This is a genomic window from Dietzia aurantiaca (assembly GCF_021033825.1).
GTDB classification, from domain to species: domain Bacteria; phylum Actinomycetota; class Actinomycetes; order Mycobacteriales; family Mycobacteriaceae; genus Dietzia; species Dietzia aurantiaca.
In genome coordinates this window covers 17,294-39,518 of the sequence record NZ_JAIFXZ010000019.1, presented here as the reverse complement: position 1 = coordinate 39,518, position 22,225 = coordinate 17,294, and the positions used below count along the sequence as shown (strand labels likewise).

General features: G+C 70.5%; 23 protein-coding genes. 15 read left to right on the top strand and 8 right to left on the bottom strand.

Translation table 11 applies throughout. From position 1 onward, the window contains the following. Position 1: 1 nt before the first annotated feature. The 8 genes from K3888_RS16095 to K3888_RS16060 all read right to left on the bottom strand — a co-directional run bounded on the left by K3888_RS16095 (position 2) and on the right by K3888_RS16060 (position 9,377). On the bottom strand, positions 2 to 1,489 hold the full coding sequence (locus tag K3888_RS16095) for a DUF3375 domain-containing protein (RefSeq protein ID WP_230931297.1): 1,488 nt from the start codon (positions 1,487 to 1,489) through the stop codon (positions 2 to 4). A gap of 63 nt (positions 1,490 to 1,552) precedes the next feature. Next, positions 1,553 to 4,381: an aconitate hydratase gene (locus K3888_RS16090; RefSeq protein WP_230931296.1), complete on the bottom strand. Its 2,829-nt coding sequence runs from the start codon at positions 4,379 to 4,381 to the stop codon at positions 1,553 to 1,555. Between the two features lie 148 nt (positions 4,382 to 4,529). Then, entirely contained in the window at positions 4,530 to 5,129 is a 600-nt protein-coding gene (locus K3888_RS16085; RefSeq protein WP_230931295.1) for an energy-coupling factor transporter transmembrane component T family protein, read from the bottom strand. Continuing rightward, on the bottom strand, positions 5,130 to 5,807 hold the full coding sequence (locus K3888_RS16080; RefSeq protein ID WP_230931315.1) for an energy-coupling factor ABC transporter ATP-binding protein: 678 nt from the start codon (positions 5,805 to 5,807) through the stop codon (positions 5,130 to 5,132). Positions 5,808 to 5,886: 79 nt separating this feature from the next. Continuing rightward, positions 5,887 to 6,498: a biotin transporter BioY gene (locus K3888_RS16075; protein ID WP_230931294.1), complete on the bottom strand. Its 612-nt coding sequence runs from the start codon at positions 6,496 to 6,498 to the stop codon at positions 5,887 to 5,889. Between the two features lie 127 nt (positions 6,499 to 6,625). Next, on the bottom strand, positions 6,626 to 7,243 hold the full coding sequence (locus tag K3888_RS16070) for a helix-turn-helix domain-containing protein (RefSeq protein ID WP_230931293.1): 618 nt from the start codon (positions 7,241 to 7,243) through the stop codon (positions 6,626 to 6,628). A gap of 290 nt (positions 7,244 to 7,533) precedes the next feature. Further along, positions 7,534 to 8,163, bottom strand: a complete 630-nt coding sequence (locus K3888_RS16065) for a response regulator transcription factor (RefSeq protein ID WP_230931292.1) — start codon at positions 8,161 to 8,163, stop codon at positions 7,534 to 7,536. Continuing rightward, a complete protein-coding gene (locus tag K3888_RS16060; protein WP_230931291.1) occupies positions 8,160 to 9,377 on the bottom strand; it encodes a sensor histidine kinase in 1,218 nt (405 codons plus the stop codon). The genes K3888_RS16065 and K3888_RS16060 overlap by 4 nt, the downstream gene beginning before the upstream one ends. A gap of 155 nt (positions 9,378 to 9,532) precedes the next feature. Here K3888_RS16060 and K3888_RS16055 point away from each other — a divergent pair, with 155 nt between their 5' ends. From K3888_RS16055 to K3888_RS15985, 15 genes are all read left to right on the top strand, one after another. After that, positions 9,533 to 10,588: an FtsX-like permease family protein gene (locus K3888_RS16055; protein ID WP_230931290.1), complete on the top strand. Its 1,056-nt coding sequence runs from the start codon at positions 9,533 to 9,535 to the stop codon at positions 10,586 to 10,588. A 119-nt stretch (positions 10,589 to 10,707) separates the two neighbouring features. Next, positions 10,708 to 11,454, top strand: a complete 747-nt coding sequence (locus K3888_RS16050) for an ABC transporter ATP-binding protein (RefSeq protein ID WP_372459585.1) — start codon at positions 10,708 to 10,710, stop codon at positions 11,452 to 11,454. Between the two features lie 173 nt (positions 11,455 to 11,627). Next, entirely contained in the window at positions 11,628 to 12,965 is a 1,338-nt protein-coding gene (gene hisD / locus K3888_RS16045; protein WP_230931313.1) for a histidinol dehydrogenase, read from the top strand. Further along, entirely contained in the window at positions 12,962 to 14,101 is a 1,140-nt protein-coding gene (locus K3888_RS16040) for a histidinol-phosphate transaminase (protein WP_230931289.1), read from the top strand. Before hisD ends, K3888_RS16040 begins: the two co-directional genes overlap by 4 nt. Continuing rightward, on the top strand, positions 14,098 to 14,721 hold the full coding sequence (gene hisB / locus K3888_RS16035) for an imidazoleglycerol-phosphate dehydratase HisB (RefSeq protein ID WP_230931288.1): 624 nt from the start codon (positions 14,098 to 14,100) through the stop codon (positions 14,719 to 14,721). Before K3888_RS16040 ends, hisB begins: the two co-directional genes overlap by 4 nt. Positions 14,722 to 14,728: 7 nt before the next feature. After that, the gene (locus K3888_RS16030; RefSeq protein WP_230931287.1) at positions 14,729 to 15,976 is read left to right on the top strand and encodes an MFS transporter; all 1,248 of its coding nucleotides are present in this window, start codon (positions 14,729 to 14,731) and stop codon (positions 15,974 to 15,976) included. Next, entirely contained in the window at positions 15,973 to 16,638 is a 666-nt protein-coding gene (gene hisH, locus K3888_RS16025; protein ID WP_230931286.1) for an imidazole glycerol phosphate synthase subunit HisH, read from the top strand. The genes K3888_RS16030 and hisH overlap by 4 nt, the downstream gene beginning before the upstream one ends. Positions 16,639 to 16,660: 22 nt before the next feature. After that, positions 16,661 to 16,921 carry a hypothetical protein gene (locus K3888_RS16020; protein ID WP_230931285.1) on the top strand — a complete coding sequence of 87 codons (261 nt, stop codon included), beginning with the start codon at positions 16,661 to 16,663 and terminating at the stop codon, positions 16,919 to 16,921. Positions 16,922 to 16,926: 5 nt separating this feature from the next. Beyond that, positions 16,927 to 17,676 (top strand): bifunctional 1-(5-phosphoribosyl)-5-((5-phosphoribosylamino)methylideneamino)imidazole-4-carboxamide isomerase/phosphoribosylanthranilate isomerase PriA, encoded by a 750-nt coding sequence (gene priA / locus K3888_RS16015; protein WP_230931284.1) that lies wholly within the window; start codon positions 16,927 to 16,929, stop codon positions 17,674 to 17,676. A 55-nt stretch (positions 17,677 to 17,731) separates the two neighbouring features. After that, positions 17,732 to 18,646 (top strand): inositol monophosphatase family protein, encoded by a 915-nt coding sequence (locus K3888_RS16010; protein ID WP_230931283.1) that lies wholly within the window; start codon positions 17,732 to 17,734, stop codon positions 18,644 to 18,646. Positions 18,647 to 18,653: 7 nt separating this feature from the next. Then, on the top strand, positions 18,654 to 19,427 hold the full coding sequence (gene hisF / locus K3888_RS16005) for an imidazole glycerol phosphate synthase subunit HisF (RefSeq protein ID WP_230931282.1): 774 nt from the start codon (positions 18,654 to 18,656) through the stop codon (positions 19,425 to 19,427). Beyond that, the gene (gene hisI, locus K3888_RS16000; protein WP_230931281.1) at positions 19,424 to 19,777 is read left to right on the top strand and encodes a phosphoribosyl-AMP cyclohydrolase; all 354 of its coding nucleotides are present in this window, start codon (positions 19,424 to 19,426) and stop codon (positions 19,775 to 19,777) included. The genes hisF and hisI overlap by 4 nt, the downstream gene beginning before the upstream one ends. 5 nt (positions 19,778 to 19,782) lie before the next feature. After that, a complete protein-coding gene (locus tag K3888_RS15995) occupies positions 19,783 to 19,962 on the top strand; it encodes a tautomerase family protein (RefSeq protein WP_230931280.1) in 180 nt (59 codons plus the stop codon). Further along, entirely contained in the window at positions 19,959 to 21,533 is a 1,575-nt protein-coding gene (locus K3888_RS15990) for an anthranilate synthase component I (RefSeq protein WP_230931279.1), read from the top strand. The genes K3888_RS15995 and K3888_RS15990 overlap by 4 nt, the downstream gene beginning before the upstream one ends. Beyond that, a complete protein-coding gene (locus K3888_RS15985) occupies positions 21,530 to 22,177 on the top strand; it encodes a TIGR02234 family membrane protein (RefSeq protein WP_230931278.1) in 648 nt (215 codons plus the stop codon). Before K3888_RS15990 ends, K3888_RS15985 begins: the two co-directional genes overlap by 4 nt. Positions 22,178 to 22,225: the final 48 nt, after the last annotated feature.

Genomic DNA, 22,225 nt, shown 5'->3' with positions numbered 1-22,225 from the left:
GTCACTGGTTCTCCTCCCGGAGCCGGTCTGCGGTGAACACCAGCGTGGGTATCCGGGCGCTGAGGGTGGTCTCGGAACCGCTCGTCCACGAGATGGTCTCAGCGGCGTCGGCCTCGCCGGTCGGCGGCCGGGCCCGGGTGGTGATCGCCAGGTTGAGCAGTCCGACGACGCTGGCGACTCCCTGGGTGGCGGGGTGTTCACGCAACACGGTACCGATCGACGAGGGGCCCAGCCTGGCCACCACGTCGTCAACGTGGGCGCGGAGCTCGCCCTCGTCGATCTCCGATGCCCGGACCAGTGCGGTGAGCGCCTGTAGATCCGCTGTGCCTGCCTCATTCCTCGAGACCTCACGAGCCACGCGCTCCTCACCCGGATTGCGCAGCCGTAGGGCGCCGACGGATCGTACGGACATGCCGACCCGGCGCAGAGGCACCGACATCTGGCTGGTCGGTCGCACCGCGCGGCTCCGGCTGGCCTCGGCGGCGCCGGACCTGGCCGAGCGGATGAGCGCGAGCATCTGCCGGTGCTCGACATAGGCGTCGGTGGTCACGAAATGACGCAGACTGCGGGACAGCGAGGTGAGGACCCCATTGACCTCGGCGCCTGCGGTCTCCATTTCCGCGAAAACCTCACGCAACGCGCGCTTGGCCGACGGGGGTAGGTCGGCCACCTGCGGCCGGCTCAGGATGTCGTCGATCCAGGTATCCACCGAAGCCGAGCGCTCAGGATCGAGCAGGACCGAGTAGAAGGACGAGAAGCTGCGGCCGGCCTCGGAGTCCCCGATGAGGTCGACCCCGCCGAACACCGCGTCGAGGACGTCACCACGGGCCCCGTCCTGATCCAGGAGACGACGACGGAGATCCTGGTTGAGCGAGTCGAACTCGGCTCTCACGCGAGCGAAATCCGCGGGGATGTCGTCGGCTCCACGAATGATCTCCGAAATCTTCTCGCCGACCTGCTCGGAGTCGACGAGTTCGAGATCCCCTGCCTGCACCCTGGCGATGGCGGCGTCGATGCGGTCGCGTTCCCGGGTAAGCGCGGCCAGACGGCCCTGCACGGAGGGGTCGGTGTCACGGGCGAGATCCTCGAGTTGCCGGGTCAGCGTCTCGACCCGCGACACGGTGAGGCCTCGTCGCGGTGTCTGCAGGCTCTCCAGGAAATCCACTACCACGAGCGCCGACTGCGTCGGCTCGAGGGTCTCTCCGGTGGCGGCGGTACCGGGTCGCCGGAGCATCCAGCCGGCGTCCACCCAGGTGCGGACATAGGACTGGGCGTTCCCGGATACCTCGGCGCCCGCATCGCGGACCGCCACCAGCGTCCGGTCCAGGTATTCGTAGAACTCCGAGGACGCGACCCGCCGGGACGAACTCTCGAACACCTGGGTCAGCACCGCGACGATCAACGGCCACAGCGGGCTGCGCAGGAGCGCGAGCGCCGGTGACTCGCCACCCAGACGGGTGAGGGCGAGGTAGCGTGCCAGCGCGGACATGGTCTCATCGTGGCACGTGACCACGACACCGGGCCGCGCAGGCCGCGGCCGAGCCGGCTCAGGTCACGCGCGGAGCAGCTGACGCAACACATACGGCAGGATGCCGCCGTTGACGTAGTACGCCTCCTCTGCCGGGGTATCGATCCGCACCGTGGCCGAGAACTCGCGGGACCGCCCGTCCTTCTCGACGGTGACCGTGACCTCGTCCGGGACGCTGTCGGCACCTTCCAGCCCCGTGACGGAATACACCTCGTCGCCGGTGAGTCCCAGCGACTCCGCGTCCTGCCCGTCGGGGAACTGCAGCGGCAGCACTCCCATCCCGATGAGGTTGGAACGATGGATGCGCTCGTAGGAGACCGCGAGTACCGCTCTGACGCCGAGCAGGGTTGTCCCCTTGGCGGCCCAGTCACGGGAGGAACCGGAGCCGTAGTCGGCGCCCGCGATGATGACCAGGGGGACGTCCTCGTACTGGTAGGCCATCGCGGCGTCGAAGATGCTCATCTCGTCGCCGCTGGTCCAGTGCTTGGTGACGCCGCCCTCGACACCCGGGACGAGCTCGTTGCGGAGCCGGATGTTCGCGAACGTGCCGCGGATCATCACGTGGTGGTTGCCGCGGCGCGAACCGTAGGAGTTGAAGTCCTTCGGGTCGACGCCCTGGTCGATGAGGTACTTCCCGGCCGGGCTGTCACGTTTGATCGCGCCGGCCGGGGAGATGTGGTCGGTGGTCACCGAGTCACCCAGCTTGGCGAGCACCCGTGCGCCGGCGATGTCGCGGATCGGCGCCGGCTCGGCCTCCATCCCGTCGAAGTACGGCGGCCGCTGGATATAGGTGGACGTGTCGTCCCAGTCGTAGACTTCGCCTTCATGGATGTGCATTCCGCGCCAGTTGTCGTCACCGGCGTAGACATCCGAGTAGCCCTCGGTGAACATCGTCGCCTCGACGTTGGCATCGACAGCCTCCTTGATCTCCGCGCTGCTGGGCCAGATGTCGCGGAGGTACACGTCCTCGCCGTCGTTGTTCCTGCCGAGCGGCTCGGTGAGGAGGTCGGTGTGCAGACTGCCGGCGAGTGCGTAGGCGATCACCAGCGGCGGGGAGGCGAGGAAGTTCATCTTGACCTCGGGGTGTATCCGCCCCTCGAAGTTGCGGTTTCCCGACAGTACCGACGAGACGTTGAGGTCTTTGTCGTTGACGGCGGCGCTGACCTCGGGGATGAGCGGTCCGGAGTTTCCGATGCACGTTGTGCAGCCGTAGCCGACCAGGTGGAAGCCGAGCTCCTCGAGATACGGCGTGAGCCCGGAGCGCTCGAAGTAATCGGTGACGACGCGTGATCCCGGGGCGAGGGTGGTCTTGACCCACGGCCGGGTCCGCAGTCCGCGCTCGACGGCTTTCTTCGCCAGCAGGGCCGCACCGAGCATGACCGACGGGTTGGACGTGTTCGTGCACGAGGTGATCGCGGCGATCACCACGTCTCCGTGGTCGACGATCGCCTCCGTGCCGTCGATGACCACCTCGGTCGGGTCGCTGGGCCAACCGAGCTTCTCGTTCGCGGTGAGCTGCTCCTCGGTCAGGTGCCGGGGAGGCGCGTCTCTCCCCGGCTTGGCTCCCGGCGAGACCGGGTCGGAGGCCGGGAAGGAGTCGGCCGACGTGTCGTCGACGCCGCCTTCGTCGGAATCGGACTTCTCGTGCTCGCCCGCGAGCAGTCCGAGGACAGTCCGAGGGGCGTCGCCGAGTGGGATGCGGTCCTCGGGGCGTCGAGGGCCGGAGATGGACGGCTCGACGGTCGACAGGTCCAGGTCGACGACTCGGGTGAAATCGGGCACGTGGTCGGGGTCGTGCCACAGACCCTGCTCGCGTGCGTAGGCTTCGACCAGCTCGATCTGGTGGTCTTCACGGCCGGTCAGGCGCAGGTAGTCGATCGTCTCGGCGTCGACGGGGAACATCGTGGCCGTGGAGCCGTACTCCGGACTCATGTTGCCGATGGTGGCTCGCGTGGCGAGCGGGACATTGGCGACACCGGGCCCGAAGAACTCGACGAACTTGCCGACCACACCGAGACCGCGCAGAAGCTCCGCGACCGTGAGTACGAGATCGGTTGCGGTGGTGCCCTCCCGCAGCTCGCCGCTGAGCCGGATACCGACGACCTGGGGGATCAGCATGCTCATGGGCTGCCCGAGCATGGCCGCCTCGGCCTCGATGCCGCCGACACCCCAGCCCAGCACTCCCAGACCGTTGACCATCGGGGTGTGTGAGTCGGTGCCCACGAGGGTGTCCGGATACGCCTGCCGCTTCCCGGCTTGCTCCCGGGTGAAGACGACGCGGGACAGGTACTCGAGGTTGACCTGGTGACAGATGCCGGTGTCGGGCGGGACCACGAGGAAGTCGTCGAAGGACTGTTGCCCCCAGCGCAGTAGCTGGTACCGCTCCTGGTTGCGCTCGAATTCGAGTTGGGCGTTGATGCCGAAAGAGTCGGGACTGGCGAACGAATCGGCGATAACGGAGTGGTCGATGACCAGCTCGGCCGGGATCTGCGGATTGATCGTGGACGGCTCCCCGCCGAGTTCGGTCATGGCGTCGCGCATGGCGACCAGGTCGACCACACAGGGTACGCCGGTGAAGTCCTGCATGAGCACACGTGCCGGTGTGAACTGGACCTCGGGATTGCGCTCGGATTCCGGCTGCCAGTCACGGAGCGCCTCGATCTGCGCGGCGGTCACCAGGCGTCCGTCTTCGTTGCGCACGAGGTTCTCGAGCATGACCTTCAGTGAATACGGGAGTCGCCCGGAACCCTCGATCCGGTCGAGCCGGTGGATCTCGTAGGAGGTCCCACCGACGGAGAGTTCGCCTCGGGCTCCGAAGCTGTCGGGTCCTGCTTCCGCCTTGTTCAGTGACATCGCACGTCCACCTTCCATGCGTCCGGCGACAGCCGGGGCGTCCGGGGTCTCCGAGCCGCCGGTCGCCTTTCCTGTGAGTTCAGTCACATCCCACGGTAGGCCTGCCTCGCGTGAAAGGACACCGGTCAGGTTCGGCGGCCCAGGAGGTTCAGTCGTCGACGCCGCGCGCGGCCAGCGCGTCGCCGAGCTGGTCGGCGGTGGAGAGCGCACCGAGCACCGTCGGGACGACGAGCGCACGGATCGACATGCCCAGGCCGCGGGCCTTGCGGGCCTCGGTGACCTGGCGTAGCTGCCGAGCGAGCAGGGGGATCGCGCGGATCGTCAGCACGAGTACGAGGGCGACCCGGTCCGGGGAGACGCCGACGTGGCGAAGCGGTCCGGCCGCGCGGGTGACTGCATCGAGCATGTCCGCAACGCGGGTCGTCAGCGCCACGAGCCCCGCAACCGCCACCGCCACCAGCAGCGCCCCGGTCACGCGAAGGGCGGTGTCGAGATCGGCGACGATCCACTGCAGAGCGAGGATCGCGATGAGCATCGGCAGCACCGGGCGAACCTGGTCCCAGGCGGCGCGCGGCGGGATCTGACCGATCGCGTACAACGCCACCGTCAGGGCCAGGGCGGGGAGGACGTGCCAGGGCTCGCGGACCATGACCGAGACTGCCACGATCAGAACGCACACCAGCAGGATCTTCCATCCCGCCGGAAGTCGGTGCAGGAGCGAGTTCCCCGGCTGGTAGGTGGCGAACATCTAGCGCTCCAGCGCGATACGGCGGTATCCGGCCAGTGCCGGCCCGGGGGAATCGTCGATCACCACGCGCCCGCCGTCGACCACCAGGACGCGGTCGAAGTCGGCGACCAGGTCCAGGTCGTGCGTGACCACGACCAGCTGCTGGGGCAGGGCGGCGAACGTTTCCGCGACCAGCGCCCGGTTGCGTAGGTCGAGCAGCGTGGTGGGCTCGTCCGCTACGACCAGTGTGGGCTCCATGACCAGTACCGCGGCCAGGGCGAGCAGCTGCTTCTGGCCGCCGGAGAGCAGATGGCAGGGATGGTCGGCGTGCCCCGCCAGGCCGTAGGTGTCGAGTACCCGGTCGATGCGTCGTCGTCGTTCCTCTTTCGACAATCCCGAACGGCGGAGGGAGAAATCCACGTCCTCCGCCACCGTGGGCATGACGATCTGGGTGTCCGGATCAGTGAAGCAGAAGCCCACCTTGCGACGGACCTTCGCGCCTTTGCGGCGGGTGTCGAGTCCATCGACGGTGACAGTGCCTGAGGTGGGGACGACGAGCCCGTTGATCATCCGCGCCAGGGTGGACTTGCCGCCGCCGTTGACGCCGACGATCCCGATGCGGCGCTCGGTCAGGCTCAGGTCGACGCCGGACAGGACCGTGCGGTCGCCGTAGTCGTGGCCGACGTCGTTGAACCGGATCTCGACCCCGGTGCCCGTCGGTTCCGTCTGGTTCGACGACGCCGGCTGCGGCGCGCTGGGATCGGTCACGCCGGGTACGTTACGCCGCCGCCGGGCGGCGTCGCCGCAGCGGCGCGATCAGGCCCGGGCGCGCCTTGTGGACCTGCTGCGCCACCACCGCGGTGACGGCCGCCTTGGCCAGGTCGCCGGGCAGGAACACGCCGTTCGCGGCGATGGCGGCGATGGCGGCGCCCATTGTGAGGTCGGTGCGCAACAGCATGCCGATCACGCCGACGGCGTAGATCACGACGATGCCGCCGAGGATGTTGATGAGCAGGCCAGGGATGAGGCGGTAGCGCGGCATGAGCCAGGCGGTCAGCAGACCGATCACGATGACCGCGGGGATCCAGCCGATGAGGAAGCCCGCGGTGGGGCTGGCGAGGGACGTCAGCGTCGTGCGGCCGCCGGCGAGCACGGGCAGTGCCAGGCCGATCACCATCACGGCGAGAACCGAGAGGACTCCCTTCCGCCAGCCGAGCAACGAGCCGGCCAGCATCACGCCGAGCGTCTGGAGGGTGATGGGCACGCCCGCCGAGCCGATGCTGATCTGGCCGGGGAGGCCGAGGACGACGATGAGGGCCGCGAACACCGCGATCTGCGCGAGATCGCGGGTGGCGCTGCGGGCGGGAGCCCTGTCGATCGACATGCTCATGACACTCCTTGGACGCGTGACGGCCGCGGCGCGACCTGAACAGTGTTCATTGTGTCAGGACGCAGTGCTGCAGCGCACATCCGGGGTGGGTCCGTCGGGCTGACGCATCCCCGCGCCCCAGCCGCGATCAGTGTGCCGGCGAAGCGCGCACGTGGGCCCGTTCGCCCTGCTTGCCGATGAGGCTGAGGAACTCCACGGGGCCCGCGCTGGTGGCGCCGAACCAGTGCGGGGTGCGGGTGTCGAACTCGGCGGCTTCGCCGGGCTTGAGGATCAGATCGTGCTCGCCCAGGACCAGCCGGAGGCGCCCGTCGAGGACGAACACCCAGTCGTATCCGTCGTGCACATGCATATGCGGCTCGTCGTCGTCCCTTCCCCGCGGTAGTACGAACTTGTAGGCCTGGATCCCGCCGGGCCGCCGGCTGAGGGGGATGACGGTCGCGCCGTAGTCGGTCGCGATGGGGCGCATGTTCACCCGCGGATCGCCGGTGGGCGGCGCGTCGACGAGCTCGTCCAGAGTGACGCCGTGCGCGCGGGCCAGAGGGAGGAGGAGTTCGAGGGTGGGCCTGCGTCCGCCGGATTCGAGCCGGGACAGCGTGCTGCTGGAGATTCCGGTCCGTCCGGCGAGGTCGGAGAGGGTGAGGTTCCGTCGCTGTCTCAACTGTTTGAGGCGCGGTCCCACCGCGTCGAGGGTCTGGAGGTCGGGGTCGCCCGTGGCGGAGTCCGACCTGTCGTCACTGGCGCTCATGTCGACAGTTTGCCACTCCGGCAAGGCAGCTTGCGGGCGCTGGCGCCGCGGGCCATTGACGGGTGTGCTCGTCGTGGCATCCGCCGGCGGTACCGGATTGCCCGGAGCAGAACTGGTGAGCAGGCGTCAGCGGGCCTGCGAATCTGCCCACGCACGCACTACGCAGCCGGCGGTCGACCAGCGCGGTTGCGCTAGACACCGGGGGGTTCGCTGTCGCCGTCGGAGACCAGGATGACGAAAGTCGTCCAGGTGTAAGACGAGCACGCCACCGGTGGAACCACCGGAGCCGCCTACAGCAGGCCGAGTTCGTGGGCCCGGGCCACCGCGGCCGTCCGAGACGTCACCCCGAGCTTGTCGAAGACATGCACCAGATGGGTCTTCACGGTCGCCTCCGACACATGTAGAGAGGCCGCCACCTGCCGGTTGGTCGATCCCTCGGCCACCGCGTGCAGGACCTCCGCCTCGCGCTCGGTCAGGGCCGGCCGGGGATTGCGTAACCGGCCCATGAGAGTCGCCGCGACGGTGGGGGAGAGCGCACTCTCCCCGGCCGCCGCGGCGTGGACCGCGCCGAGGAGCTCGTCGGGCCCGGCGTCCTTGAGAAGGTATCCGCACGCCCCCGCCTCGATCGCGCCCACGATGTCGGCATCAGTGTCGTGACTGGTCAACACCAGTACCTGCGGCGGGTCGGGGAGTTCGCGGAGACTGGCCGTGGCGCGGACGCCGGCGGTGGCATCGCCGGCGAATCGCAGATCCATGAGGACCACGTCCACGTCCCCGACCCGCGAACGTTCCACCGCGGCTGAAGCCTCGGAGACGTCCGCCAGCACCTCGATCGCCGGGTCGGAGGTCAGGAGCGCCCGCAGGCCGGTGCGTACCACCGCGTGATCGTCGGCGATCAGAATCCGGATCGTCGTCGTCATCTCGTCCGCTCCACCGGCAACGGCAACACCGCTCGCACCGTCGTGCCCCGCCCCACCTCGGAGTCGACGGTGAGCGTCCCGCCCAGGTCGGCCACGCGACGCGCCATACCGTCGAGGCCGAAGGAGGCGGCGGCCCGCGGGGCCTCCGGGTCGAATCCGCGGCCGTCGTCCGTGACCGTCAGCGCGATGTGGTCGGCGGATTCGGCGATCGTCATCACGATCCGCGAAGGCATGCCGTGCTTGACCGCGTTGGCCAGGGCCTCCTGCGCCACACGCACTGACACCGCCGCGAGTTCGGCCGGCGGCTCCGAGGGCAGTTCGCCCGTCACCGACACCTCCACCCGCGGGTGTTCTGCACGGACCCGCCCGGCCACCCGGTGCAGTGCGCCGTCGAGCGAGACCCCCTCCAGCGGTGCCGGTCGCAGTGCCTCGATCAGCCGCCGGGTCTCGGTGAGGTTCTCACCGGCCACCTCGCGGGCCAGGCGGATCTGCTCGATCGCGGGATGCCCCGGATCGGCGCGCTCGGCGGCGTGCAGCAGCATCCCGATGCTGGCCAGGCCCTGCGCCACGGTGTCATGGATCTCGCCCGCCAGACGGGCCCGCTCGGTCTCACGGCCCACCTCACGCTCCCTCGAGGCGAGCTCGGATCGTGCGGCCACCAGTTCGGCGATCACCTCGCGACGGGCCTGGGACTCGCGGTACAGCGCCCGGACCCCGGCGGCCAGCCCCAGGGCGACGAGTGCGCCGACGACGGGCCCCACCACGCCGGCGGGTGTGAAGCCGTTATGCACGCCCAGTGCGACCACAGCGACCGCGGCCAGGCCCGCGACCGCCGCCGCCCCGGCCCAGGAACCGAGCAGGAACATCGCGAGGAAGAACAGCGGGAAAACCAGGTAGGCGGCCTCCGGGACCTGCACCACCAATGCCGCCCACAACGCGAGGACGGCGGCCAACCATCCGAGCCGGGCGGCGCGGCCGGTGTGCCGCCGCCGCTCCCACACCGTCCCGGCCACGTACACGACCGCAAACCCGATCGCCGCGGTGACGGCCGGGAGATTGGGCCCGCCTGCCGCGTCACGATGGGCGCTGACCAGCGTGAGGACCAGCAACGCGGCCACCAACGTGTGCAACGCCACCTGCAGCTGCGCCAACACCGCGCGCACCCCCGCGGACTCGGGCGGGAGCTCCATGTCGGGCGCGGGCACAGAGGTCACGCCGACGACGCTAGTCGCTTCGGCGAGGCCCGCGCATCCATCGAAAGGTGGAGCGGGGCGTCCTCCGTTCGTGCCCGCGGAACCAACCCCACGGCCGATTCGGATCCGCGAGGACGCGACGAGGGTGGAGACAGACCTTCACGAGAGGAAACCCGATGTTCTTCGCACTGCGTGACCTGCGCACCGCCCGGTGGCGCTTCGCCCTCATCACGGGCGTCGTCTTGCTGCTGTCCGTCCTCGTCGCCGGCCTTCTCGGCCTCACCGCCGGCCTGGCCAACCAGAGCGTGTCCGCGCTCCGGTCTCTCGGGTCGGGCGGCGCGTCGTTCGTGCTCCCGGCCGACGAGTCCGGCCCCGTCGATCTCGACCGCGCCGCCCTCACCGGCGAGCAGATCGACGCCGTCATCGCGTCGGACCCCGCAGCCGTGCCCGTGGGGATCGCGCGGATCAACCTGGACGACGGGACGGAGACGGGCGTATCGGCAGTCGCCGTGGGTCTGTCCGCACCGGTGGGATCGGTGTCTCCGCCCGCAGGCGGCCAGGCCCTGGTCTCCGACGGGATCGACGACGAGCTGGGCGCGGACGTCCGCTCGATCGCAGCCGACGGAACGGACCTCGCGGTGGCCGGTCAGGCCGGTGGCCTCTGGCATTCACACACCCCGGTCGTGGTGACCGATCTCGAGACCTGGCGCGGCCTGGCCCCCAGGGGCGGGCCCGCCACGGCGATGGCGGTGAACGCGGACGTGGTCGACCCGGACCTGGTGGTCGACGGCTCGGGGCTGGCGCTCGTCGACGACGACGGGCTCGTGGGCGCACTGCCCTCGCACCGGGCCGAGAACACTTCACTCAACACGATGACCTACATGTTGCTGGCCGTGACCGCACTGGTCGTAGGCGCGTTCTTCGCCGTGTGGGGTATGCAGCGTCGCCGGGACGTGGCCGTGCTCAAGGCCCTCGGCGCCTCCACCGTCGCGGTGGTCAGGGACTCGGTGGGACAGGCCGCGATCGTGCTGGTCGTCGGGGTGGGCGGCGGGGTCGCGATCGCCGCGCTCTTCGGACTCGCGGTGGCCGGAGCCGTGCCGTTCGTGGTGTCCGCCGGAACGACCTTGCTCCCGGCCGCGATCCTCGTGGCTCTCGGTCTGGCCGGAGCCGCCGTGTCGCTGCGGCCCGTCGTGACCGCCGACCCCAATTCCGCCCTGGGCGCCGCGCGATGAGTCCGCTCCCCGCGCGCCGGCTGCAGACGTCGTTGTCGTCGTCGCCAGCCACCCCGTCGCGCCTCACGTCACCTTCCCCGACCCACTCCTCGTCCATCGACACCACCAGGAGAACCGCCATGACCACCGCCTACGCCGCGACCACCGCCCCCACCGACCGGGCCGGTGCCACCGCCCCCACTCTCCGGATGGAGGACGTCGTCCTGACCTACCCGGACGGACAGGGGCGCGTCACCGCCGTCGACCACGTGAGCCTGGAGATCGATCGCGGCCGCAGCCTGGCGGTGACCGGCCCTTCAGGGTCGGGCAAGTCCAGCATGCTCGCGGTGGCCGCCACGCTGACCCGCCCCGACTCCGGGCAGGTGTGGCTCCGGACCCCCGACTCGCTCGTCGACCTGGCGATGGTCGACCGCGGCCGGGCCGCCGAGCTGCGACGCACCGAGATCGGGATCGTGTTCCAGCAGGCCAACCTCATCGACTCGCTCACCTCCCGCGAACAGCTCGAAGCCATGGTCTGGTTGGGGGCCCGGCCGACGGGTCGGACACGTCGTGCCGCACGGCGTCGGGCCGACGAACTGCTCGACGTGGTGGGTCTCGGCGGCGCCGCCGGACGATCCGTCGGAGCGCTGTCCGGCGGGCAGCGGCAGCGGGTCGCGGTCGCCCGCGCGCTGATGGGGCGGCCGTCCCTGCTCCTGGCCGACGAGCCGACGAGCGCCCTGGATTCAGAATCCGGTGAGGCGGTCATGGACCTTCTGCTGGGGACCGCGCGCGAGTTCGACGTGGCCCTGATGCTGGTCACCCACGACGCGAGCAACGCCGCACGGTGCGATGCGAAGGTGGAGCTCGTCGACGGAGCCGTGGTCTGACGGGAGCACCGTCCCCGGGCACCCTCTCAGGTGTGCCGGATCGCGACGGCAGACAGCGCAACTAGACTGGTTCGCGGTGGTCGCGTGCCTCGAGGGCGCATCGCGCCGGTTCCGGGGTCTCAACCGATCCGGGGTCGCCCGTGACCTGGTGAACTCTAGGAAAGGCCATGCCCATGCTCTCCCGCATCGACCTGCGCGGTCGCACGCTCGCCACCGCCGAGTTGCGTCGCACACTCCCGCGCGGCGCCGCGGACGTCGACTCCGTCGTCGACACGGTGCGTCCGGTGGTCGAGGCGGTCAGGGAGCACGGCGCCACGGCCGCACTCGACTACGGCGAGAAGTTCGACGGCGTCCGCCCGGGGTCGGTGCGGGTGCCCGCGGACGTCATCGCCCGCGCGGCCGAGGAACTGGACAGGGATATCCGTGACGCGCTCGTCGAGGCCATCCGTCGCGCGCGCATCGTCCACTCGGCCCAGAAGCGCACCGACACCGTCACCGAGGTCGCCCCCGGTGGGTTCGTGACCGAGCGTTGGGTGGCGGTCGAGCGCGTGGGGCTCTACGTGCCGGGCGGCAAGGCCGTCTACCCGTCCAGCGTGATCATGAACGTCGTCCCCGCCCAGGTCGCAGGCGTCGGGTCGCTCGTCGTGTCCTCGCCGCCGCAGGCGGACTTCGACGGATGGCCGCACCCCACGATTCTCGCGGCGTGCTCGCTGCTCGGGGTCGACGAGGTGTGGGCCGTCGGCGGCGCACAGGCGGTCGCGCTGATGGCCTACGGCGGGCAAGACCCCGAGGGAGCGGAGTTGGAGCCGGTCGACATCGTCACCGGGCCCGGCAACGTCTACGTGACCGCGGCCAAGCGGCTGTGCCGCAGCGTGGTGGGGATCGACTCCGAGGCGGGCCCGACCGAGATCGCGGTACTCGCCGACGAGTCGGCGGACCCGGTGCACGTGGCGTACGACCTCATCAGCCAGGCCGAGCACGACCCGAACGCGGCCAGCGTCCTGGTGACCGATTCCCAGGCCTTCGCCGACGCGGTCGACCGTGAGATCGAGGCCCGCTACGAGGTCACCCTCAACGCCGACCGCGTACGCGAGGCCCTCGAGGGACCCCAGTCGGCCATCGTGCTGGTCGACGGCATCGACAGCGGATTGAAGGTGGTCGACGCGTACGCCGCCGAGCACCTCGAGGTCCAGACCCGCAACTCCGCGGCCGACGCCGCCCGGGTGCGCAACGCCGGCGCGATCTTCGTCGGCGCCTACTCGCCGGTGCCGCTCGGGGACTACGCCGCCGGCTCGAACCACGTCCTGCCCACCTCCGGCACCGCCCGTCACTCGTCGGGACTGAGCGTGCAGACCTTCCTCCGGGGGATCCACGTCGTGGATTACGACCAGGCGGCGCTCAAGGAGATCGCGCCCACCGTGATCGCGCTCGCCGACGCCGAGCGGTTGCCCGCCCACGGCGAAGCCGTCCGCGCGCGGTTCGAGGACCTCACCGCAGGGGAGGAGCAGTGACCGCCGCGCCCCGCCGGGGCGTCGGGCTGGACGCCCTCCCGTTGCGCGACAACCTCCGGGGCGGCACCGCCTACGGCGCCCCGCAGCTCGAGGTCCCGGTACAGCTCAACACCAACGAGAACCCGCACCCGCCGAGTGCGGAGCTGGTGGCGGACATCGCCGCCGCCGTCTCCGAGGCGGCCGCCGATCTGAACCGCTACCCGGACCGGGACGCGGTGGGGCTGCGCACCGATCTGGCCGGGTACCTCACCCGTCAGACCGGGGTGCCGCTCGATGCGGACATGGTGTGGGCGGCCAACGGCTCCAACGAGATCCTGCAGCAGTTGCTCCAGGCGTTCGGCGGGCCGGGCCGCAGCGCCATGGGATTCGTCCCCAGTTACTCGATGCACCCGATACTGGCGGCCGGCACCGACACCCGGTGGATCCCGGTCGAGCGCGCCGCGGACCTGTCGATCGACGTCGACGCCGCGGAGGCCGCCCTCGCGGAGTGCCGCCCCGACGTGCTGTTCGTGACGACCCCCAACAATCCGACCGGGCACGTCGTGGACCTCGACGACCTGCGGCGACTGCTCGACGCGGCGCCGGGGATCGTGGTGGTGGACGAGGCGTACGCCGAGTTCTCGCCGTCGCCGAGCGCGTGCACTCTGTTGGCCGAATACCCGGCCAAGCTGGTGGTCTCGCGGACGATGAGCAAGGCGTTCGCGTTCGCCGGCGGGCGCCTCGGCTACTTCGCCGCGGACCCCTCCTTCGTGGAGGCAGTGCTGTTGGTGCGGCTGCCGTACCACCTGTCGATGGTCACGCAGGCTGCCGCACGTGCCGCGCTACGTCACGCGGAGGAGACGCTCGCCTCCGTCGCGCTGCTGGCCGACGAACGCAAGCGGGTGACCGCAGGCCTCGAGGAACAGGGGTACGAGGTGCTGCCGAGTGAGGCCAACTTCGTGCTCTACGGCCCCTTCACCGACGCCGCGCGCGCGTGGCAGCGCTATCTCGACGCCGGCGTGCTCATCCGCGACGTGGGCATCCCCGGACGACTTCGTGCGACCATCGGGCTTGAGAACGAGAACGACCGGCTGCTGCAGGTGAGCGCCGACCTGGCGGCCGAGGAACTCGGGCCACTGACAGAGGAGAAGCGATGAGTGAGCAAACCACGCGGCGGGGCCGGGTCGAGAGGACGACCAGGGAGTCGTCGATCGTGGTGGAGATCGACCTCGACGGGACCGGACAGACGGACATCTCCACGGGGGTCCCGTTCTTCGACCACATGCTCACCGCCTTCGGCCAGCACGGCGCGTTCGATCTGACCGTCCGGTCGACCGGTGACGTCGACATCGAGGCCCACCACACCGTGGAGGACACCGCGATCGTGTTGGGTCAGGCCCTCGGCCGGGCGCTGGGGGACAAGCGCGGGATCCGTCGGTTCGGACAGTGCTCCCTGCCGATGGACGAGACGCTCGCCGAGGCCGTCGTCGACGTCTCGGGACGCCCCTACTGCGTGCACACCGGCGAGCCCGACATGATGATCGGCTACGTCGTAATCGGCCACGACAGTGCGCCGTACGGCACCGTGCTCAACAAGCACGTCTTCGAGACGCTGGCCTACAACGCCCGGATCGCGCTGCACGTCCGCGTCCACTACGGCCGCGATCCGCATCACATCACCGAGGCCGAGTACAAGGCCGTGGCCCGCGCGCTGCGCGCGGCCGTCGAGCCCGATCCGCGTATCACCGGCATCCCGTCCACCAAGGGTGCCCTGTGATGCCGGCGTGACCCCGCGTGGCGCCAAGCCGGGTGCGTTGTCGCAACTGACCCGGACCCCCGGGGTCCTCGCGGCCTTCGCTCTGGTCCTGCTGGCCTTCGGTGGGTTCTCGCTGCTGCTGCCGGTCGTGCCGCTCGCGGTGGTCCGCGGTGGTGGCAGCGAGGTCGTCGCCGGCGCGACGACCGGCGTGTTCATGACGGTGACCGTCCTGTTCCAGTTGATCACCCCGCGGATCACCGCGGCGATCGGCTATCGCTGGGTTCTCGCGATCGGCAGCTCGCTCCTCGGTGTGCCCTCCGGGCTGTTGGCGGTGTTCGACGGGCCGTTCGCGGTACTCGCGATCAGCGGGGTCCGCGGGGCCGGATTCGGCATGATGACCGTCGCCGGGTCGGCCCTGGTGGCCGAGCTCGCACCGCCGGGCATGCTCGGCCGCGCCACCTCGCTGATCGGCCTGGCGATCGGGATCTCCGAGGCGCTGTTCCTCCCGGCGGGACTGTGGCTTCTCGATGGGTTCGGCCTCCCGGCGGTCGCCTGGAGCGCGACGGCGTTCGGGGTCGTCGGGCTTGTCGCCGCGGCCCGGCTGCCGCGGGTCTACCCGACCCCACCGGAGCCCTCGGACATCGCCGCCATGAGTTCGAGGCAGGTCCTCGTGCTTCTGGCCGGGCCGTTCCTGGTGATGCTCGCGGTCTCTCTTCCCTACGGGGCCGCGGCCTCGTTCCTGTCGCCCGCGCTCGATGAGATCGTCCATGGCAGCGGGGCGGTCGTCGCCGGTGTGGGACTCGGTCTCCTCGGGGTCGGTGTGATCATCGGTCGCACCTTCGCGGGGCTGATCTCGGACCGGCAGGGCCCGGGCGCCCTGGTCTGGCCGGGACTGGGCTTCGCGGCCCTCGGCATGGCCGGCATCGCCGTACTGCTGTCGATCGGGGTGAATCCGTGGTGGTTCCTCGTGCCCACCGTGGTCTTCGGACTCGGGTTCGGCGCGGTACAGAACGACGCCCTGGTCGGCTCGTTCGAACGGATGCCGCGGTCCCGGTTGGGGACGGCGTCGGCGTCGTGGAACATCTCGTTCGACACGGGGACCGGCCTCGGCTCGATCGTCATGGGCGGGCTCGCGGGCTTCGGCTACGTGGTCCTGTTCACCGTGGCCGCCGGGATCGTCCTCGTCGTGGGCGGCCCTGCCGCCGTGAACGCCAGGCGCACCCGACCCCCTCGCGAACTGCCCCTGCTCGATTCCGGCGATAAGGTGAACGGATGAGCTCAACGGCCACGCGGGTGGCGATTCTGGACTACGGATCCGGCAACCTGCTGTCGGCCCGGCGTGCCCTCGAGCGCGTCGGAGCGACCGTCGACGTCACCTCCGATCCGCGTGTGGCCACCGAGGCAGAGGCGCTGGTGGTTCCGGGTGTCGGTGCGTTCGCCGCGTGCATGCAGGGTCTGGAGGCCGTCAAAGGCCCCCGGATCATCGGCGAACGTCTCGCCGGCTCCCGCCCGGTGCTCGGCATCTGTGTGGGAATGCAGGTGATGTTCGACCGCGGCACGGAGTTCGCCGACGGCGAGCACGCGGAGTCCGCCGGGGCCAGGGGCTGCGGGGAATGGCCGGGGGTCGTCGAGAGGCTCGAGGCGCCCGTCCTGCCGCACATGGGCTGGAACACGGTCGAGGCGGCGGAGCACTCCGTCCTGTTCGCCGGTATGCCCGCCGACGAGCGCTTCTACTTCGTCCACTCCTACGGGGTCAGGGACTGGGTGATGGAGACGTCCGATCACCTGCGCGCGCCCGACGTCACCTGGGCGGCGCACGGGACCCGGTTCGTGGCCGCGGTGGAGAACGGACCACTGACCGCCACCCAGTTCCACCCGGAGAAATCAGGGGATGCCGGGCTGCAGCTTCTCGAGAACTGGATCCGCGCCATTGGCTAGGGGAGGAAAGTCCCCGGCGCCGGTGTCGTTCGCCTCGCTCGCTCTGTGGGTGGCGGGCGCGGGCGTGCTCGGACTCGCGCTCACCGCGGTCGTGGTGGCGGTGCTCCCGGTAGGCCCGGTCGGCCGTGCCGTGGCGGCGCTCGCCGGGATCGTCCTGACCATCGTGGCGATGGGTGTGGCGTCGAGAAGGATCACCGATCGCGCGATCCGCGCGGAGTACGGGGATGACCCCTCGGGCGAGGTGGCCGATGACGGTGACCCCGGCCCGCACGGACTAGGCTGACCCCCGTGAGCAACGCTTCTTACCTCGAACTCCTGCCCGCTGTCGATGTCGCGGACGGGCAGGCCGTCCGCCTCGTCCAGGGCGAGGCGGGGACAGAGACCTCCTACGGATCACCGCTGGACGCGGCGATGCAGTGGCAGCGCGATGGAGCCGAGTGGGTGCACCTCGTCGACCTCGATGCGGCGTTCGGCCGCGGGAGCAACCGGGAGATCCTCGCCGAGGTGGTGGGCACGCTCGACGTCAAGGTCGAGATGTCCGGGGGTATCCGCGACGACGAGTCGTTGGAGGCCGCTCTGGCGACCGGCTGCGCGCGAGTGAACCTGGGCACGGCCGCCCTGGAGAACCCCGACTGGTGCCGTTCGGCGATCGCCCGCCACGGTGACCGGATCGCAGTGGGGCTGGATGTTCGGGTCGTGGACGGCGACCCCCGGCTGCGTGGCCGCGGCTGGGTCTCCGACGGCGGCAACCTCTGGGAGGTGCTCGAGCGCCTGGACCGTGACGGGTGCGCACGTTACGTCGTGACGGACGTCTCCAAGGACGGCATGCTGGGCGGCCCCAACCTCGAGATGCTCTCGCAGGTGTGCACGGCCACCGACGCGCCGGTCGTCGCCTCCGGTGGCGTGTCCTCGGTCGCGGACCTCGAGGCGATCGCCTCGCTCGTCCCGGAGGGCGTCGAAGGGGCGATCGTCGGGAAGGCGCTGTACGCCGGCCGCTTCACGCTGCCCGAGGCGCTCGCTGCGGTAAGCACCCGCTGAGCGCCACGACCACCTGGTAGGCACCCGCAGCATGACCTCGAGCAGGAGGCCCGAGATGGAAGATCAACCCGGAAACACCCTGCCGACGGATCTCCCCGTCGACCCGGACGAGGCGCTCGCGCTCGCCACCCGGGTCCTCGACGAGGCCACGCCCCGGTTCATCGAGGGCCTCGGAGCGCCGGGGGTCCAGACCAAGAGCAGTCGCACCGACTTCGCCACCGAGCTCGATCTGGAACTCGAGCGCCGCATCTCCGACGCACTGCGGGAGGGCACCGGGCTCGAGGTCCACGGGGAGGAGTACGGCGGCCCTCCCATCAACACGGGCACGCTGTGGGTCGTCGACCCGATCGACGGCACCGCCAACTATTCACTCGGCATCCCCACGACGGGAATCCTGGTCTCGCTGGTCCACGAGAGCCAACCAGTTCTGGGCCTGACGTGGCTGCCACTGCTGGGGCTGCGTTTCACGTCCGTGGCCGGCGGCCGGCTGCGCGAGAACGACGAGATCGTGCCGGCCCTGCCCGACGTGTCGATCCGCGACGTCGCGCTCGGTCTGGGCTCCCTCAACACCGGGGCCCGGGCCACCTACCCTCCGGCCTACCGGCGCGAGGTCTTCGAGCAGCTCACACTGGCCGCCGCCCGGACTCGGAAGTTCGGTTCCACCGGGGTGGACCTCGCGTTCGTGGCCTCGGGCAGGCTGTCGGCCGCGGTGAGCTTCGGGAACCACGCCTGGGACAACGCGGCGGGCGCGTCGCATATCCGGGCCGCCGGGGGTGTGGTCACGGACCTTGCGGGTGAGCAGTGGTCCACCCGGTCGCAGTCGATGCTGGCGGCGTCCTCGCGGGCCCATGCCGAGGTCCTGGACACAGTCACGCAGCTCGGCGAGCCGGGCAACTTCTTCGAAGCGGGTCGTCGACGGGCGGCCCCGGAACCCGAGAGCCCTCGTCCGTGGCTCGAGGGAGGACGGTGAACCGATCATGACTCTTGCAACCCGAGTGATCCCCTGCCTGGACGTCGACGCGGGCCGTGTGGTCAAGGGGGTCAACTTCCTGGACCTGCGTGACGCCGGCGACCCGGTCGAGTTGGCGGCCGCCTACGGCGAGCAGGGAGCCGATGAGCTGACGTTTCTCGACGTGACCGCGTCGTCGTCCGGGCGCGGCACCATGCTCGACGTGGTCAGGCGGACCGCCGAGCAGATCTTCATCCCGCTCACCGTCGGGGGCGGCGTCCGGACCGAGGACGACGTGAACCAGCTGCTGCGCGCCGGCGCCGACAAGGTCAGCGTCAACACCGCCGCCATCGCCCGCCCCGAGCTGCTCGGCGAGCTCAGCCGCCGCTTCGGCTCGCAGTGCATCGTCCTGTCGGTCGACGCGCGCACCGTTCCGGAGGGTGAGCAGCCCACCCCGTCCGGTTGGGAGGTCACCACCCACGGCGGGCGCCGGGGTACCGGCATCGATGCGGTCGAGTGGGCGCAGCGCGGCCAGGAGCTCGGAGTGGGCGAGATCCTTCTCAACTCGATGGACGCGGACGGCACCAAGGCGGGTTTCGATCTGGCGATGCTGCGCGCGGTCCGCGAGGCGGTCAGCATCCCCGTCATCGCCTCGGGCGGGGCCGGGGCGGTGGAACACTTCGCGCCCGCCGTCCACGCGGGCGCCGACGCGGTGCTCGCGGCCAGCGTCTTCCACTTCGGGGACATGACCGTCGGGGACGTCAAGAAGGCGATGGCGTCCGAGGGGATCACGGTCCGATGAGCGACCACGTCCTCGACCCGGCGATCGCCGGGCGACTCTCCCGCACGGATGACGGCCTTGTCGCGGCGGTCGTCCAGGACGCGACGTCGAATCGCGTGCTCATGATGGCCTGGATGGACGACGCCGCCCTCGCCGAGACCCTCGCGACCCGTCGCGGGGTGTACTTCTCGCGCTCCCGTGGGCAGCGGTGGGTGAAGGGCGAGACCTCCGGGCACGTCCAGACCGTTCGCAGCGTCGAGATCGACTGCGACGGCGACACCGTGCTACTGCGCGTGGACCAGACGGGCGCAGCCTGTCACAACGGCACCACCAGCTGTTTCGACACCGCCACACTTCTCCGGGAGGACTGAACCCAGTGCCCTTCATCCAGATCAACCAGCTCGCCGGCATGCCCGCCGCGGACAAGGCCCGTGTCATCGACGCGGTGACCGCGGCCTACGCCGAGGCAGCGGGCAAGGACGCGGCCAAGGTGTGGGTCCATGTCGCTGACATGCCTCACGACTCCTTCGGCGTCGGGGGCAGGGTTCTCGGATGAGCACCCGGACCACGACTCTCGAGCAGTTCCGGGCCCTGGCGGCCGGACACCGTGTGGTGCCGGTCGTCCGTACGGTCCTCGCCGATTCCGAGACCCCGCTGTCGGCCTACGCCAAGCTCGCCGACGACAGGCCGGGCACGTTCCTGCTCGAGTCGGCCGAGCACGGCAGGTCGTGGTCGCGGTGGTCGTTCATCGGTTGCGGTGCGGCCGCCGCGCTGACGGTCGATGAAGCGGGTGAGGCGACCTGGTGGGGGAACGTGCCCGCCGGGGCGCCGACGGGCGGCGACCCGTTGACGGCGCTGCGTCGCACCCTCGAACTGCTGCGTACGGATCAGATCGAGGGCCTGCCACCGCTGACCTCCGGCATGGTGGGCTATCTCGGTTACGACATCGTGCGCAGACTCGAACGGATCGAGCCGGACACGACAGACGACCTGCAGGTGCCCGAGCTGGTGCAGTTGCTGGCCACGGACCTGGCCGCGTTCGATCACCACGAGGGGCGCATCCATCTCATCGCCAACGCCGTCAACTGGGACGGTAGCGACGAGCGGATCGAGGAGGCGTACGAGGACGCGGTGGCGAGAGTGGAGTCGATGACGGCCCGACTTGCCGCTCCCGGAAGCGGGGGGGTCAGCGTGTTCGACGCCGCGACGCCCGAGGTACGACGCCGTACCGACGAGGAGACCTACCACTCCCGAGTCGCGAACATCATCGAGCAGATCCACGCCGGCGAGTCGTTCCAGGTGGTGATCAGTCAGCGGTTCGAGGTGGACACCTCGGCCTCGCCGCGGGACGTCTACCGCATCCTGCGCACCACCAACCCCAGCCCGTACATGTTCCTGATGGCCATCCCGGACGGCTCCGGCGAGGACGGGTTCGGTGGCACGGCGTTCACGATCGTCGGCTCGAGTCCCGAGGCCCTGGTGACGGTCACCGACCGGATGGCGACGACGCACCCGATCGCGGGGACGAGGCCCCGGGGCGACGACGACGAGCACGACACCCTGCTCGCCAAGGACCTGGTGGATGACGCCAAAGAGAATGCCGAGCACCTCATGCTCGTCGACCTCGGCCGGAACGACCTGGGCCGGGTCTGCGAGCCGGGCACGGTGACCGTGACCGAGTTCCGTCAGGTGGAGCGGTACAGCCACGTGATGCATCTCGTGTCCACGGTGACCGGGAGGCTGACCGACGGACGTTCGGGCATCGACGCGGTGACCGCCTGCTTCCCGGCCGGCACCCTCTCCGGCTCGCCCAAGCCGCGTGCACTGCAGATCATCGAGGATCTCGAGGACACCCGCCGTGGGGTGTACGGGGGAGTGGTCGGATACGTCGATTTCGCGGGCAACACCGATCAGGCGATCGCTATCCGGTCGGCGGTGATCAAGGACGGCACCGCCTACGTCCAGGCGGGCGCGGGGATCGTCGCGGACTCCGTGGCGGCCGCCGAGGACGAGGAGTGCCGCAACAAGGCGATGGCGGTCCTGCGCGCCGTGGCGTCCGCGGAGACGCTGCGGGACGCCGCGGACCCGGGCTCCGCGGACCGAATCGGCGAGGGGGAGTCGCGGTGACGCAGCGTGCCCGCCTTCTGGTCCCCGTCGTTCTGCTTCTCGTGGCCGCGGTTCTGTTGTGGCTGGCCTCCCGGGCCACCTGGCTCGAGGTGGTTGCCTTCAACGACCAGTCGGGCGAGGTCGTCCGGAGCCTGACCGGGAGCGATTGGCAACCCGCCCTGGTGCCGTTGGCGCTCGGTGCGGTCGCGGCGATCGCCGCCGTCGCCCTGGTGCGGGGCATCGGTGCACGGGTGATCGGCGCGGTCATCGCACTGCTGGGGCTCGCGGCAGTGTTGCTGGTGCTCTCCGGCGTGGGCGATATCGACACTGATCGAGCCCACTCGGTCGTCACGAGCAGCGAGGGGCAGGCCCGTACGGACGCGGGACCGGGCGCCGAGGGGTCGGCAGCGGTCCCGGAGTGGTCGCAGATCACCGAGATCTCCGCCCGGGCGGCAGGGCCCGCGGCGACCGGCGCGGGCGCGTTCGCGCTCCTGGCCGCCGGCGTCGTGGTCATGCTCCGGCCGGCGCGGGCGGTGAGCCGCGACGATCGGTACGTCACGCCCGCCGCCCGCCGACAGGACGCTGCTACGACTGTTGAGCCGGATCCCGACTCCGGCCGTGACCTGTGGCAGGACCTGGATGACGGGCGCGATCCGACAGTGTGACGGGCCCGCCGGGCGGACCCGATTCGGGAACCTCGCCGCGGACCTCTA